At 41.9% G+C, this 13,616-nt stretch carries 16 protein-coding genes and 1 pseudogene; 11 read left to right on the forward strand and 6 right to left on the reverse strand.

Going from position 1 to position 13,616, the window contains the following annotated elements:
* The 3 genes and pseudogenes from HMAT_RS05235 to HMAT_RS05245 all read left to right on the forward strand — a co-directional run.
* Positions 1 to 1,751, forward strand: a pseudogene (locus HMAT_RS05235) (hypothetical protein); the annotation flags it as partial.
* A gap of 19 nt (positions 1,752 to 1,770) precedes the next feature.
* The gene (locus HMAT_RS05240) at positions 1,771 to 3,168 is read left to right on the forward strand and encodes a RagB/SusD family nutrient uptake outer membrane protein (protein WP_158655634.1); all 1,398 of its coding nucleotides are present in this window, start codon (positions 1,771 to 1,773) and stop codon (positions 3,166 to 3,168) included.
* Between the two features lie 2 nt (positions 3,169 to 3,170).
* A complete protein-coding gene (locus HMAT_RS05245) occupies positions 3,171 to 3,803 on the forward strand; it encodes a TlpA family protein disulfide reductase (protein WP_104381728.1) in 633 nt (210 codons plus the stop codon).
* Here HMAT_RS05245 and HMAT_RS05250 read toward each other — a convergent pair.
* The 5 genes from HMAT_RS05250 to HMAT_RS05270 all read right to left on the reverse strand — a co-directional run bounded on the left by HMAT_RS05250 (position 3,790) and on the right by HMAT_RS05270 (position 7,262).
* On the reverse strand, positions 3,790 to 4,077 hold the full coding sequence (locus tag HMAT_RS05250; protein WP_104381729.1) for a hypothetical protein: 288 nt from the start codon (positions 4,075 to 4,077) through the stop codon (positions 3,790 to 3,792). The two genes, HMAT_RS05245 and HMAT_RS05250, sit on opposite strands and share 14 nt — an antisense overlap.
* A 161-nt stretch (positions 4,078 to 4,238) precedes the next feature.
* Positions 4,239 to 4,793, reverse strand: a complete 555-nt coding sequence (locus HMAT_RS05255) for a MauE/DoxX family redox-associated membrane protein (RefSeq protein WP_104381730.1) — start codon at positions 4,791 to 4,793, stop codon at positions 4,239 to 4,241.
* A 257-nt stretch (positions 4,794 to 5,050) separates the two neighbouring features.
* The gene (locus tag HMAT_RS05260; RefSeq protein ID WP_104381731.1) at positions 5,051 to 5,737 is read right to left on the reverse strand and encodes a hypothetical protein; all 687 of its coding nucleotides are present in this window, start codon (positions 5,735 to 5,737) and stop codon (positions 5,051 to 5,053) included.
* Between the two features lie 48 nt (positions 5,738 to 5,785).
* Positions 5,786 to 6,781 (reverse strand): helix-turn-helix domain-containing protein, encoded by a 996-nt coding sequence (locus HMAT_RS05265; RefSeq protein ID WP_158655635.1) that lies wholly within the window; start codon positions 6,779 to 6,781, stop codon positions 5,786 to 5,788.
* Between the two features lie 91 nt (positions 6,782 to 6,872).
* On the reverse strand, positions 6,873 to 7,262 hold the full coding sequence (locus tag HMAT_RS05270) for a hypothetical protein (protein WP_104381732.1): 390 nt from the start codon (positions 7,260 to 7,262) through the stop codon (positions 6,873 to 6,875).
* Between the two features lie 288 nt (positions 7,263 to 7,550).
* Here HMAT_RS05270 and HMAT_RS05275 point away from each other — a divergent pair, with 288 nt between their 5' ends.
* The 7 genes from HMAT_RS05275 to HMAT_RS26970 all read left to right on the forward strand — a co-directional run bounded on the left by HMAT_RS05275 (position 7,551) and on the right by HMAT_RS26970 (position 11,799).
* A complete protein-coding gene (locus HMAT_RS05275) occupies positions 7,551 to 8,696 on the forward strand; it encodes a hypothetical protein (protein WP_104381733.1) in 1,146 nt (381 codons plus the stop codon).
* 103 nt (positions 8,697 to 8,799) lie between these two features.
* The gene (locus HMAT_RS05280; protein ID WP_104381734.1) at positions 8,800 to 9,192 is read left to right on the forward strand and encodes a helix-turn-helix domain-containing protein; all 393 of its coding nucleotides are present in this window, start codon (positions 8,800 to 8,802) and stop codon (positions 9,190 to 9,192) included.
* Positions 9,193 to 9,646: 454 nt separating this feature from the next.
* Positions 9,647 to 10,291, forward strand: a complete 645-nt coding sequence (locus HMAT_RS05285) for a DUF6266 family protein (RefSeq protein ID WP_104381735.1) — start codon at positions 9,647 to 9,649, stop codon at positions 10,289 to 10,291.
* A 72-nt stretch (positions 10,292 to 10,363) separates the two neighbouring features.
* Positions 10,364 to 10,918, forward strand: a complete 555-nt coding sequence (locus HMAT_RS05290; RefSeq protein WP_104381736.1) for a DUF6266 family protein — start codon at positions 10,364 to 10,366, stop codon at positions 10,916 to 10,918.
* A gap of 14 nt (positions 10,919 to 10,932) precedes the next feature.
* A complete protein-coding gene (locus HMAT_RS05295; protein WP_104381737.1) occupies positions 10,933 to 11,376 on the forward strand; it encodes a DUF5675 family protein in 444 nt (147 codons plus the stop codon).
* A gap of 44 nt (positions 11,377 to 11,420) precedes the next feature.
* A complete protein-coding gene (locus tag HMAT_RS05300) occupies positions 11,421 to 11,639 on the forward strand; it encodes a hypothetical protein (RefSeq protein WP_158655637.1) in 219 nt (72 codons plus the stop codon).
* Positions 11,626 to 11,799: a hypothetical protein gene (locus HMAT_RS26970; protein ID WP_158655638.1), complete on the forward strand. Its 174-nt coding sequence runs from the start codon at positions 11,626 to 11,628 to the stop codon at positions 11,797 to 11,799. Before HMAT_RS05300 ends, HMAT_RS26970 begins: the two co-directional genes overlap by 14 nt.
* Before the next feature lie 85 nt (positions 11,800 to 11,884).
* On the opposite strand, the gene HMAT_RS05305 is transcribed toward HMAT_RS26970, so the two are convergent.
* On the reverse strand, positions 11,885 to 12,520 hold the full coding sequence (locus tag HMAT_RS05305; RefSeq protein ID WP_104381739.1) for a hypothetical protein: 636 nt from the start codon (positions 12,518 to 12,520) through the stop codon (positions 11,885 to 11,887).
* Between the two features lie 243 nt (positions 12,521 to 12,763).
* Here HMAT_RS05305 and HMAT_RS05310 point away from each other — a divergent pair, with 243 nt between their 5' ends.
* Positions 12,764 to 13,603, forward strand: coding sequence for an SDR family oxidoreductase (locus HMAT_RS05310; protein WP_104381740.1), 840 nt, complete (start codon positions 12,764 to 12,766; stop codon positions 13,601 to 13,603).
* Positions 13,604 to 13,616 lie beyond the last annotated feature (13 nt).

Genomic DNA, 13,616 nt, shown 5'->3' on the forward strand with positions numbered 1-13,616 from the left:
AGATCTTTCCATTCCTAACCGCCAGTGTAAAATATCAGTATACCAAATCCATTGGGGATGATCTTATGCGTTATGCAGAGGATTCCTATTATGTACGCAATATGGTCAATACATTTACACGATATGATAATGCTACAGCTAAATATATACAACAGATACCAGTCGGCGAAAACCGGACAATCAGTCACTTACGTGGGACTTCGTTTCTATGGCGTGGGCAGCTGGCTTTGGATAAGAAGATCAACAAACACCATCATATAACGGCGCTAATGGCGATGGAACTGTCGGATGCGAGGAGTGAAGTTGATAAAAAACAGTTGATTGGTTATGATCCGTCCACAGCAACATCAGCGACAATAGACCACATCAATGCCTTGTCGCGCATCTATGGGGGTAGTCAGGTCATCAATGACGGAAATTATCAGAACTGGCATGTAGACCGTTACCGCTCTTATCTGCTAAATGCTGCCTATAGCTACAAAAGTATTTATGACGTATATGGAAGTGTCCGTAGGGATGAATCTAATCTCTTTGGTGTAGCGACCAACCAAAAGGGGGTACCTCTCTGGTCGGTAGGCGGTGCCTATAATGCCAAACGGGGTTTGCTAAACGCAGTTTCGTGGCTATCCGAATTGAGGCTTCGTTCTTCCTATGGGGTACAAGGCAATGTGGATAAAACAATGTCGGCCTGGTTGACTGCACGATATGAAAGCTTTAAAAACATCTACCAGAATCGTTTCGCGACCATTGTCAACCCGCCAAATCCGTCGCTGCGTTGGGAGAAGACAAGGGTAACCAATATTGGGATAGATCTAGGTGTATACGATCAGCGCATCGTGTTACATATTGATCATTACTGGAAAAAAGGAAATGATTTGATAGGCAATGGACCGATATCGCCGCAGACTGGACTGATCCAATATAAAGGCAATGTTGCTGATACTGAGGTGAAGGGATTTGACTTATCTCTAACCAGCAAAAACCTTGTAGGGGCTTTGCAATGGCAATCAACATTTAATTTTTCAAAAGCCAGGGATAAAGTTGTTCATTATCTGGTTAAACAGGGTAGCAACTTTGGTTATCTGACAACCAATTACCTTAATCCTTATGAAGGATACTCCCAATCAGCATTGTTTAGTTTCCCCTATGCGGGCTTAGATAATGAAGGTAATCCAATAGGCTATTTGGACGGCGTGGAAAGCAAAGACTATAGTGCTATTCTCAATAGCAAAAGCCTCCAGAATATCCGATATCACGGCCCTCGGGTTCCAACTTATTTCGGCTCTTTTAGAAATGACTTTAGCTACGGCCGTTTTTATGCCAGTTTCAATCTGCTATATCAGTTTGGCGGTTATTTTAGACGGTTATCCTTGAGTAATACAGCGCTTTATAGTGCGACCACAACCGGTGCTTCGATCTATGATTATGATAGACGATGGCAACAGGTAGGCGATGAATCGTGGACAGATGTACCCAGTCTAATTTATCCAGCGAACTCTTCACGCAGTAACCTGTATGCCTATAGTAGCGCACTTGTGGAGAAATCTGACATGATCCGATTGCAGGATGTTCAAATCGGCTGCCGGCTCTTGGATCAGCACAATTGGGTAAGATCTCTAGACATATCCATTGTGGTGGACAATGTCGGGATCCTATGGCGAGCAAATAACCATAGACTTGACCCAAATGTATATCAATCGAGCTATCCTGCACCACGGCTATTTAGCCTGCGCATCAAATCCAGCTTTTAATCTTATAAAATTATCTGATATGAAAATATTATTATTGATACATACTTTGTTCGTCCTATGCTGCTTTGGCTGTAGTAAATCTTTTTTGGACGAAAAACCTGATGCGAGTATTGTTAATCCAAAAACTTTAGCCGATTGCAGGAATCTACTGGAAAATGACGGCCAATTGGCACAGGGACTGAACAATTGGTTTCCGGCTCTGGTAGCATTGGCTTCTGATGAGTATTATTTTGATAGATCCACTTGGCAGTCGCTGACTTCGGTGCAAGAACGAAATTCTTATGTTTGGGCAGACGATATTTATGAAGGAAATCCACAAATAGGCGAGTGGAACAATTGTTATTATGCAATTTACGTCAGCAACGTTGTGCTAGATGTATTGGCAAACATTGAAATAACAACCTCAAATAAGAGTGAATATAATGATATTAAAGGGACGGCGTTGTTTTTTAGGGCGATCTGGAATTTTGCACTGGCTGAGACTTTTTGTATGCCTTACGATCAGAAGACTGCTGCAAATGAGTTGGGAATTCCGTTGCGATACTCGCCAAACATCGACCGTCTGGAGAAGAGATCTTCCCTTGAAGATACCTATAATGCTATTTTAGGAGACCTCAACCAGTCGGTAGGGCTGTTACAAAATAAAATTCCTTCCAATTATAAAAACCGACCATGTGTTGCTGCGGGGTACAGCATGCTCGCCCGGATCAACTTGATAATGGGAAACTATAGATTGGCAGGGAAATACGCAGACAGTTCATGGCAACTTTATAACGAATTATTAGATTATAATAAGTTGAACCTTGAAGGAGATGCTGTGTTTGACAGAAACAATGTAGAGATATTGTTAATGAGCCAGATTGCAGCTTATGCTTCGATCTCGATCCCGAGATATGCACCAAATACCTTCGTGGATTCTACTGTGATTGATTTATACGACCCTCAGGACCTGCGACTACGTGCTTATTTCACATTTACAAAAGACGGACGGGCAAACAGAAAAAATCTGTATCTGACGGGCTTAAATGTTACCAACTTGTTTAATGGCGTGGCTACTGACGAGACGCTCTTAATTCTTTCCGAATGTCAAGCAAGGGAAGGTGATCTTGATGCTGCAAAGTCCTTATTGGAAAAACTCTATACCAATCGTTTTGCTCCGTCCGATAGACCAAAAATTACCTTTAGGGATAGGGAAGACGCTCTTCGGCAAATATTGGATGAACGCCGGAAAGAACTTCTCTTTCGCGGGATGAGGTGGTCTGACGTAAGGCGCCTGAATGTAGAAGGTCGAAATATAATTTTAAAACGAGAACTGGCTAATGAGCAATATATACTACAGCCAAACAGCCTAAAATATGCCTTTTTGATTCCGCTTCAAGAAGTACAACTCAGTGGATTGACACAAAATAAAAGATAGATATGAAAACACATAATGTAAAACTGACCATACTACATATTTTAGTTTGCCTAGGCTTAATTATGAAACAAAGCGTGTCAGCAAGAACTAAAGCAGGATATGCTACTATGGATAGCATCCAGATGGCCTATCCTTTCGAATTAAAGGATAAAGAAGGCAAAGTGGTGCGGATGGAGGATTTTAAGGGAAAAGTGGTGGTGCTGGACTTTTGGTATACACGATGTATACCTTGCTTGGTACTGGCCGAACCCCTTGCACAGATTCGGGAATATTACAAAGGTAATCCCGATGTGGTATTTATTGATATCAATCTTGATGAGGATACCGAGCAATGGAAGAACAGTCTTACAAAGGGGACCAAACTAGGAAATAATGAAACACTTTTCTATACGGATTCGTTGTCTCTTTCTGTATCCACGGCGCCGCTGGGATTTAATAATCCCATGAATGAGTTTTATAAAATTAAGGGGGTACCGACTTGGATTATTGTTGGCAAAAAGGGGGAAATTCTGGAAAGAAATCCCCCTCGACCATTGCCTAAAAAGAATGGGATAGAATCCGCTGGGTCGCTAAGATTTAAAGCACTCATCAACGAGTATCTGCTATCCAGTTCAAAAAAGGCTAAGGTGCAGTAGCGTAGTCACCATTGAATTCTCCTGTACTATAGGACTCACGTGTTGGATCTGCTGACTCAGGAATTGTCAGTTCGTCACTTTCAATTTTCCAAAGACATGTCTCTGGATTTCCGGGTTGACATGATCCACTGGACTGGACTACCATACGGTATTCTCCGTTTACCAATTTGTAATAGTGTGGGTCAGCTTTCTTGAAGCTATTGAACCCAAAGAATGAAGCGACTGCAATGGCCACAGCTACTGTGGCTTTTGCATTAATTTTGAATTGTTTCATAACATCGTTTATGAATTATAGTAATTTGATAGTCGGCTCTGTTTTAACCCCTAATGGAGGTACAGGATAGCCAATCCTTTACTTGTCTTTTGGCAGACGCGCCCTTCCACCATGCCAGCCTAGGGCTCAGTTTCCGCTGTGGCGAATAGCACTAATATCTTTCAGGTAACGTGGGGCTTAGTTCGTTTCCTTATACTGTCTAATAGTAATCCGGTAATAGCAATTACAGCAATAATTCCGTTGATCCAGAGATGTCCTTTCCAATCAACAGGGAACTCCAGTGTACAATAGCATGGAATAAATCCCCATGTTCTTTTTAACACAAGCGTGATATACCAGGAAAAAGCGATCATAAGCAAGATCGTAAGCGAGAATCCATACCGCTTTGTCTTGTCGAAAATAAAGAGTGCACCTGTACCAAGCTGAATCACTGGTAAGAGGTAGGACAAGGCAATCCCATACTTATCTTCGAAAGGTTGATCTAGCATGGCTTGTCTAAAAGCAGAATAATCAAATAGCTTTCTTGAGGCGACCACAATCCATAAGCAAAGAAGCATATAGGTAATTAGCTGAACCACAAACTCCCGGGGGTGTTTTTTGGCGAAAGAGATAAGTTCGGTACATTTTACCTTTAAAAGCGCCAAGAGTACCCATTGCCTGCTTCCTTTATTTGATACCGAAACTGTATGGTCGATATGATTATTAATTTTATCCATGCTACTAACTATTTACTTGTTGCCTCTAACTATTTATTTGTCAAAGTTTATTATTTCAATCCTGCGTTTTATTATTTATTACCGGGCTTTTATTATTTCTTCGTCTTTATCCCGCTAACTTTTTCGTCGTTAACTTATACCAAAGTTCGGTAGTAAAAAGCAGGTGGACTTGACCGAAGCTGGAGTCGGGTATGTACTGGATTGGGATAATGGAAGGGAATGGGAATAAAAAATCCCCTTGGGGAGGGGATGATAAGTTAAACTTTCAAATGAATTGTTGTTGCTTCTCGGATAATCTCATCGATGAATTCATGACAAATCTTTTCGTTCCAAAGCTCATCGGGATAGATATCCTTATCTACGCGATAGAGGACTATTTCGGCGAGCAGCTTTTTGCTAAATGAAGAACAGATAACCACATATTTGTGAGTCAAATCTATTGTAGATAGAAGCTCGTTGAAGAAAAATTCACTTCCACCACTTCCCAAGATCAGAATATCTGCATTGGCTAAAGATAATTCTTCTGTTTCTTCTTCGACTTCCTCAAGGCATTGATGCGTTGAGAACATCAATGGTATGTCCAGTGCGGTGTCTTGTGTGACCCTCCACATATAATAACTATACTTGTTTTTTGCTACTAAAGGTTTGCGGGGACAAAGCACTTTTTTGGATTTTGATAAGACTCGATAAACATCATGTAATTGTAAGCAATAGCCATCCGTACCGTAGATTTCATCAAGTAAGCTTTGATCTATGGTATAATTATCAGGAAAGTACGAGACGAAAAATGCAACTAATCTGTTTTTCTTCATTATATTCTCGGCTTCGTACCTTCTTTGTGCATCTTCAATAAGCTGTAATTCTGATTGATATGGCTTTGCTTCAAAGATGTTAAATAATATCGTCTTAAGGAATTCCCAGACCCGCTTAAAAAAAACGTTCATAACTTTAGGTATATATTCACTAATTTAATAATAAAGATTTAAAAATAATCAGAGGTTATTACGTTCAAAAAAATCCGTTGCTGTCATGCCCGTTTTCTTTTTAAAAAAGCGGGCAAAGCTGCTGGGTGAAGCGTAGCCCAATTCATAGGCGATCTGGTCGGTAGGCATACCATCTAAAACATATTTTTGGGCCAGATCCAGTACAAATGTGGTCTTCATCCCCTTGGGGCTGTGCCCATAATAGCTGTGGATAAGACGATGTAGATAGTCCACACTGATTCCGAGCAACTCGGCTATATCATCAACTTTAAAATCATGGCCGTATACTGAAACGAAGTGCCGCATGTGATCATGTGCTTCTTTAGCCTTTAGTTGGGCCTCCGAAATCTTATGATATTCCTCAAAGATCTTCTCCTTGGATAGCTTGATCAGTTTCTTGATACCCCATAGTATATTATCTTCACTATCCAGATCTCCTTTCTTGAGATTGCTCAAAATGGTTTTGATCAATAAGGAGGTGCGTTTGCCAACTTTAAAGTCTATACTGCTGCTACTTTGATCGGATCCATTCCGAAAATCGGCAATCAAGTCATATAAATAAGGAAATGGCTTCTCATTACCATCCCGGAATATTGACCCACGAAAGTAAAAGTTAAATACGAAGTGGCGACCGGCTGGTACCCATAGCTCATATTCTCCTTCGGGCAGATAAAAAAATCGTCCCCGTTGTGGCGCTATGGCTTGACTGACATGCGTTTTCTTATCCGTCAGGATAATACCTTGTTCGCCTTCTGGGAGATAGAGCATATGCAGATCGTTTCCTCTGATTTCGATAGGGATTCTCTCCGTAGCCTCAAGGTCAAAATCCAGGCAGTTGATGAAACCTACAAGACCATCAAACTGCTGGTGAACTACATAGCCGATGTTACTGCGATAGGCTATCGGAGGTGCAGCCGCAAGTTTTAAATGTGGCGCAAAATCCCGGGGAATGTCATCGACCTTTTGGAAGCGATGGCTTAATTTAAAATGTGTATTCTTTTTCATAATGAAGTGATTAGGTAAATATTGGCGATTTTGGAAGGTAAAGGAAGGAGCAGGGCTATCGGAACTGCTCCATACCTTTGAGCTGCTCTGGTTATGTACCGTAACTGATCCTGACCATAAGCGGTACCCGTAAAGTTTTCAGAGTAGTGTTATCATTGGGATCCTGCCAGTCTTCGAGACCAAATACTTGCGTCTCCTTGCGATCAGGAATATCTTCCTCTTGATCTTCCTTCGTAAAATTGACGATGTAGCCCGCTTGATAGGTGTTGGCGATTGCGATGGCGATTTTCTGCTTGAAATCTGGATCCATCGTCAGGATCTGCTGCTGTTGCCTGGTCGTCAAGGCAAACCATTGATTCATCCAGGTATCAAAATCTGTTCTGATCAGACTGATCACAGCGGCTTGTTGTAAAGCTGTTAGCGTCAGGAAATTTGCTTGCGCATTATCGACGCCAATTTGGGTAAAGGGTTGTTTAAACATAATTATTTTTCGTTTTGATAGCTCAAAATTGACTAATTAATTATGTTTAAACAGCACTATTCCAGCCCAAAAGAGCTAAGGAAGGGTATTGATGCGTTAAGAATACGGTTTTCGGACTAAGGTAGAAAAATAGACACGTTGGCATCGTTTTATCGATTGTCACTAAAAAATAATAGCAGCTTAATAAATAAGAAAATTGTAAAAAAATATAGAAATTGTGGAGAATATTTACAAATTAATTAGATTTAGATAGCTTAACCGATTAGAATTTGACGAAAAGTAACCTATATGAAGTTTTTGAAAGAGAAAATTGCGCTGTTCACTACGCATCTAAGCCATAATTGGCTCATCTATGTTTTTATAATCATTTTTCCTTTTTTGTACAATAGGATTTCAATCAAGGAATACTTTTGGATAAATGGGCCGATCTTTGATGAAAAATTTGGAATACGCTATTTCCTCACAGTCGCCTTGATGGTTTTTTTGTCAATACTTTTCTACAAGATCGAAAAGTATGGTCGTTACCGTGATCGTGACGCACAATACACATGGAAACGTTTCTGGTGGAAAATTCTTTATTTCTTTGGTCCCTTATCTTTTGGTCTAACCATTTTTATTGCCTTCACGATAGGCCTTTATTTTGAATTTGACCACAAGAAGGTGTTTTCCCTACATCTATCGAGACATTATATGTTCTTTATCTTTATGTCTATTGTGTATGCCTTTTGGTTTGAACGGCTTGCTGATAAACGTAGAAGAAGGGAAGATAGCACGAAGCCACTTGTGCTAAACGCTGATCAGGCAGATCCGCAATTGCACTGGATGCAGGGCATCAAGACAGTAATTGATTTCTATGCACGTGACACCAAGGATTTTGTAAAAGCAGAGCTGGCTAGTATATTCATGAGGCTCCAACAAAATATACAGCAGCCTTCAGTCGACAGTGAACGATTTGTGATTGTCGACACGGCTATTGCACCACTGGAATTAACTTATTTCTTGTTTTATCATAAGCGGTCAATTACGGCCGCCGCAGAACGCGACGAACGTGGCCATTTCAAGCTGCACGCTATTGTATTTATCCGCTCGCATGCCAAAGGCGAAGCTTTTGTCATACTGACTGATGGATCAGAGCTGCAGGCCAACGGAATTATTGAATACCTCAGAAAACATAATTTGCGGCATTATTTCCCAAAGATCAGTAAGACCATTTCGGTCAATCTACTGCACGTCAACCTCGCTCACCCAAGAAACGGACAATTGGTAGAGCTGCAAGTGCAGACAAAACAGGCCATGTATGCAAATATGAAAGATAATGAAATTGTAAAAATAGGGAGCATAGGGCCCCGTATAAAAGATTATGTAGGTGATTTTTGGAAAAACAAGGAACACTTGCCACACGAGGTTTGGGATACTTATGTGGTAATTGACTGACAGATGTCCCGATTATAAACCAGACTTACTGAAATGGGTAAGGCTAAAATATAGCATACCCATTTGGGATTTCGGCGGTATGTCGTCTCCTAAAGACCAATGTATGTTTTTTTCTAATGGCCATCCTTCATGCCAAGGATCCAGCTACCGCTTTGCCACTACAACAGATAATTTCCCAAATACTCGATTTGTTTATTTGCTTAAGCAGCGTTCAACGGCGCTGGTTGACAGTGATCTATACCATCAAAAAATTGACCGTATCCTCGAGCTCCTGCAGGATCAGCATTATTCCGAACTCAATAAGATCATGGGTACGATGACAATCAACGAAGTAGCCTCGTATCTCAGTAAAAGTGTGCGCACCATCGAACGGCGTATCGCGAAAGGATTTCTCAAAGCGGCCCATAAAGAGGGCAATGCGGATTTATTTCTAAAAAAAGATGTAGTACAGCTCTATATCCACGAATACAAACGATGGCCTAGGCGGATGCCTTAGCTTCGGATGGTATGCGGAGCTGCTTCGGAAGGCTTGCGCAAGCGACCAACAATAGGGGCCATACTGACCACTGTCTGACCAAGCTTTCCCTGTTCAGACACTGGTAAAGGTCTGGTCAGAGTCTGTCCATAATCTATTGTTCATCCGAAGCAGGTACCTAGCTGATCCGAAGGAAAGGTTAATCCGACCGTCTATTCTGGAAATTTTTAGTCATGGGAGCCTGGTACTTCCGCTGGAATACGGACGCTGTCAAAGACTTGTTTTGTATCTGTTGCCATCCGCTCTCCGACAGCCCGCCGACAAAAATAGGGATACCTCCGACAAGTCTCCGCCGACTTGCTGAAGGCTCTTGACAAGGGGCAATGTCATGTAGTATGTTTGTTCATATAAAGCGACAAATACCGGTATAAGTTAATGCTTTATGATGGTTTAACTTTCTTAACAATAAAACAAAATGGCAACAATCAAAAATGGTGTAATCGGCAAAGCAAGCGGTAAAGTGGGCGCGGTGATTGCCTCGTCCTGGAAATCTATCAATTACCTCAAAGGCCTGCCTAAAAAGCGCACGAAAGGGATGTCCGAAGAGCAGATTATCCAACAGGAGCGTTTCCTGACGATCTCCAAATTCCTCATGCCGATCACCCCAATACTGAAGGTCGGATTTGGGCTCTCCAAAACAGATACAATGGCACCGACCAATGTAGCGATGCAGCTCAATATCGCGCAGGCAATAACGGGTGTTTATCCAAATTTCGCATTGGATTACAGTAAGATCGACATCAGTACAGGCTCATACCTCAGTGGTGGCGCCATGGCCGCAACTGTAGCGGGTGGAATTCTTTCCGTCGACTGGGATACCACGCTCAATAGCCTTTACAAGACCAAGGCCGATGATCAGGTCATCATCCTGATCTACCAGCCTGAAAAGGATGAGTTTATGACGGCACCAACACCGCCGACACGTGCCGACGGTACCATCGACATCGAGATTCCGGCACACCTGCTGGGGGGCAAAGGTCATGTCTGGATCTTCTTCACGGATCGCAAGGCGACCAAAGTATCCAAAAGTAGCTATCTGGGCGAACTGGACCTGGCCTAACCGCGAAGGGATTAATTAAACGGGAGGAGCTGCGCGCTCCTCCTGATTTTTGAATACATAACGATAAAAGATATGCGATTGATTTCTGAGTTTAAAAAGCAGGATAAAGATCCGACACGTCGGCAGGCAGTACAGGAACGCTTTCGCTTGGCACGCAGATTCTTAAATCCGCTGTACCCACTGATCCTGAAAGGTTATGGCAATAGTAAGTGTTCGGTGCAGGCAGCTTTTGGTCGGGCCATGTCGCATACGCTGACCAATGTGATCAAAGGCGAATTCCCGGATTTCCGGATAGAGCCGTCACTTGTCAAGATCAGCAATGGCATGTTGTCTCCACTGGCGGTGAATGACTGCGCGCGGATAGTCAATAAAATCCAATTGACATGGGCTGCCTCCGAATCAAATATCAAGGATTATAGCCAATGGGACGATCAGGTCATCCTATGTGCTTATGACATCACTAGCGCGCAAGCCGCTATCAATGAACAGTCGGTGCTACGGCAAGATGCTCAAATGGCCATCGATCTGCCATCCATCCTGCATGGGAAGCCGGTGCACCTATACCTGTTCCTGCATGACCGTGAAGAAACGCTCTATTCCAGAAGTCAATACCTGGGTCTTTTATAAAATAAAAAGATAGTATGAAATCAGTTGTAAACGTAAAACGTACCAAACAGGGCAAACACAGTACATTGTCGGAGCTATATGTCAACAACCAATTTGTCTGTTATGGTCTCGAAAATATTCCACGGTCGGTGAAAATAAGGGGCGAGACCGCTATCCCGGCCGGGAAGTATATCCTGGGCTTTAACCGTGATGGCGGAATGAATGGCCGTTACTATGACGACTATCCAAAATTGCATCGTGGCATGCTTGAAATACTTGATATACCAAACTTTAGCTACGTCTACTTTCACAAAGGGAATAGCTATAAGCAGACTGCGGGCTGTATACTGGTAGGCGCACAATATGTATTGGAAGATGGCGATTATCGCCTATTGGCTTCGGGTGTAGCCTACAAACAATTCTATAGTGCTGTAGCTGCACTCTTGCTCCAGGGATTGGTCGAAGTGGACGTACAATGACTTCAGGTCTGCTTGAACAATTACAAACAGTTAAAAAAAATAGAATGAAAAAAATCTTTAACAAAATAGGACAGGTGCTGCAGCTGGTGCTGGCGGCACCTGTTAAACTACCGGGTAAGGTGGGCAATGTATTGAAGTATGTGGCTATTGGATTGGGCATACTCGAGACGGTATTGGACGAGGACGAGCCACCTCCGGAAGTATCGGATAGTTCCCCAAAAATGGACAAGGTGGAAAGGAGTGGAGCCGATGAAGCTGAATGATATCCGCATCTCGGCATTGGGAGGCACGCTTTGTTCGGTATGGGCAAGCTTCTCCTTTGGTGATATAGCACAGACTGTACTAACCGCTGTATTGGGTACACTCGTCAGTTTTGCGACAAGCAGATTGCTGGGACGGTGGAAACCAAAAGGACGTAAGTAGGGAGGCCTTGGGCTATAAGAAAGGGAAGCATCGTAGCTGGTGCTTCCCTTTTTTTATAAATGGGTCCTGTTGCTCGTCGAATAAGCTATTTCTTTTTGACGTATATATATTTGATGCCGTACCAGGCCACCTCATCGTTCTCATTTTTCATATCTTCAGGACCTTTAAAAAGGTATTTATTGTCATTGAAATAATAGGTATAGGATATTTCACCGTAATCGTGACCGTTTTCAGCATATAAATAGGGTGGCGTGTATTTTTGAAAACTATAAAAGCGCACATACTGTTCGACGGTATCTTTCTTGCGCATCCCATAAAATTCCCAAAATCTTGCGTAGCGATTCCATCGGAAAACACTGTCTTTCCTTTGCTCAAACCGAAAATCATTGATTTCATATTTATACGGTCTTTCAAAGGTACTGTCTTTGGTAACGGTCAGCGTATCGTAACGATAATTGGTCAGTTTGGCAGAATTCCAAAAAGATTCTGGCTTCTCTTGAGCTGAAATATCAATACCTCCTTTGAGTGACCCTCTATATGCTTTGAAGACGATAACATCTTTTCGTAAAAACAGAAAGGTATCTCTAATGACTCGGGCTGGTTCTTCGGGTTTCTCGATAACTTTCTCTGGTAACTTGGGTATACTGTCATCCTTATTGCACCCATAGATGAAAATGGCAGCAGAAAATAGTAATGAAGCGATCCGTAGCGTATTTCTCATAAATTTATTTTTCCTTTACCTAATATTATTGTTGTATCTTATTTTTTAGGCTTAGATTTATTTCTTTAAACAATATTCTAAGGTAATAATATTTATGTTAGCATACTAAGAAATAAAAAATATCGTACATATGCCGTTTATCTGATGTTGAGGCAATTGTTTGATTTTTGTAAGCTATTGTTTCTATTTTGTTAACACTGCCGGCTATTGAAGTACTAATTTTGTTCTATAAATAAATTTAATATGAAGACAAATAAAGTATGGTTTATAACCGGGGCCTCCAAAGGAATGGGGCTATCGCTGGTGAAAAAGCTCATCGAAAAAGGGTATAGCGTAGCAGCAACAAGTAGAAAATCTCAACATTTAATTGACGCCGTCGGGCATTTTGACGAGCAACAGTTCTTACCTTTGGGAGTGGATTTGACAAGTGAGAAATCCATCCATGAGGCGTTTGAACGTACGGTTGCACAGTTCGGAAAAATCGATGTTTTGGTGAATAATGCAGGCTACGGTATTGGTGGAGCTGTGGAAGAATTAAGTCAGAAAGAAATCAAGGATAGTTTTGACATCAACGTAATGGCCGTTATCAAAACGATGCAGTCTGCGATGCCTTACTTCAGGCAACAAAGATCAGGTCATATGATCAACATTTCATCTATTGCGGGATTTGCCCCGGGGACTGGCTGGGCAATGTATGCGGCAACAAAATATGCGGTGACAGGACTTTCAGAGGTGATGGCAGAGGATGTGAAAGAGTTTGGTATTAAAGTGACGGTGGTGGCACCAGGGGCATTCCGGACGGAGTTTTTGGAAGATAGCTCGCTGGTTTTTGCTGAAAAGAAAATCGACAGCTACACTGCCATTACAGCCTCTCACGCAAAATATGCAGCAATGAACGGAACACAAATCGGTAACCCCGAAAAGCTGGCTCAGGTGTTTATTGATCTGACAGAGAATCCGAATCCCCCTGTACGGCTATATCTCGGAAGCGATGCCTATAAAAGGGCGACGGAAAAAATTAATTTGCTTTCAGAAGAACTGGAAAACAACAAGAATATTTCTTATTCTACTGATTTTAATTAAAATCTTAATCCAA

Origin of the sequence: Sphingobacterium sp. HMA12, assembly GCF_002933815.1 — a bacterium.
GTDB lineage: Bacteria > Bacteroidota > Bacteroidia > Sphingobacteriales > Sphingobacteriaceae > Sphingobacterium.

What these genes read in the sequence shown, in the direction of transcription:
- HMAT_RS05240 (WP_158655634.1), top strand. Translation starts at nt 1,771, where the DNA reads ATGAAAATATTATTATTGATACATACTTTGTTCGTCCTATGCTGCTTT.
- HMAT_RS05245 (WP_104381728.1), top strand. Translation starts at nt 3,171, where the DNA reads ATGAAAACACATAATGTAAAACTGACCATACTACATATTTTAGTTTGC.
- HMAT_RS05250 (WP_104381729.1), bottom strand. Translation starts at nt 4,077, where the DNA reads ATGAAACAATTCAAAATTAATGCAAAAGCCACAGTAGCTGTGGCCATT.
- HMAT_RS05255 (WP_104381730.1), bottom strand. Translation starts at nt 4,793, where the DNA reads ATGGATAAAATTAATAATCATATCGACCATACAGTTTCGGTATCAAAT.
- HMAT_RS05260 (WP_104381731.1), bottom strand. Translation starts at nt 5,737, where the DNA reads ATGAACGTTTTTTTTAAGCGGGTCTGGGAATTCCTTAAGACGATATTA.
- HMAT_RS05265 (WP_158655635.1), bottom strand. Translation starts at nt 6,781, where the DNA reads ATGAAAAAGAATACACATTTTAAATTAAGCCATCGCTTCCAAAAGGTC.
- HMAT_RS05270 (WP_104381732.1), bottom strand. Translation starts at nt 7,262, where the DNA reads ATGTTTAAACAACCCTTTACCCAAATTGGCGTCGATAATGCGCAAGCA.
- HMAT_RS05275 (WP_104381733.1), top strand. Translation starts at nt 7,551, where the DNA reads ATGAAGTTTTTGAAAGAGAAAATTGCGCTGTTCACTACGCATCTAAGC.
- HMAT_RS05280 (WP_104381734.1), top strand. Translation starts at nt 8,800, where the DNA reads ATGTTTTTTTCTAATGGCCATCCTTCATGCCAAGGATCCAGCTACCGC.
- HMAT_RS05285 (WP_104381735.1), top strand. Translation starts at nt 9,647, where the DNA reads ATGGCAACAATCAAAAATGGTGTAATCGGCAAAGCAAGCGGTAAAGTG.
- HMAT_RS05290 (WP_104381736.1), top strand. Translation starts at nt 10,364, where the DNA reads ATGCGATTGATTTCTGAGTTTAAAAAGCAGGATAAAGATCCGACACGT.
- HMAT_RS05295 (WP_104381737.1), top strand. Translation starts at nt 10,933, where the DNA reads ATGAAATCAGTTGTAAACGTAAAACGTACCAAACAGGGCAAACACAGT.
- HMAT_RS05300 (WP_158655637.1), top strand. Translation starts at nt 11,421, where the DNA reads ATGAAAAAAATCTTTAACAAAATAGGACAGGTGCTGCAGCTGGTGCTG.
- HMAT_RS26970 (WP_158655638.1), top strand. Translation starts at nt 11,626, where the DNA reads ATGAAGCTGAATGATATCCGCATCTCGGCATTGGGAGGCACGCTTTGT.
- HMAT_RS05305 (WP_104381739.1), bottom strand. Translation starts at nt 12,520, where the DNA reads ATGAGAAATACGCTACGGATCGCTTCATTACTATTTTCTGCTGCCATT.
- HMAT_RS05310 (WP_104381740.1), top strand. Translation starts at nt 12,764, where the DNA reads ATGAAGACAAATAAAGTATGGTTTATAACCGGGGCCTCCAAAGGAATG.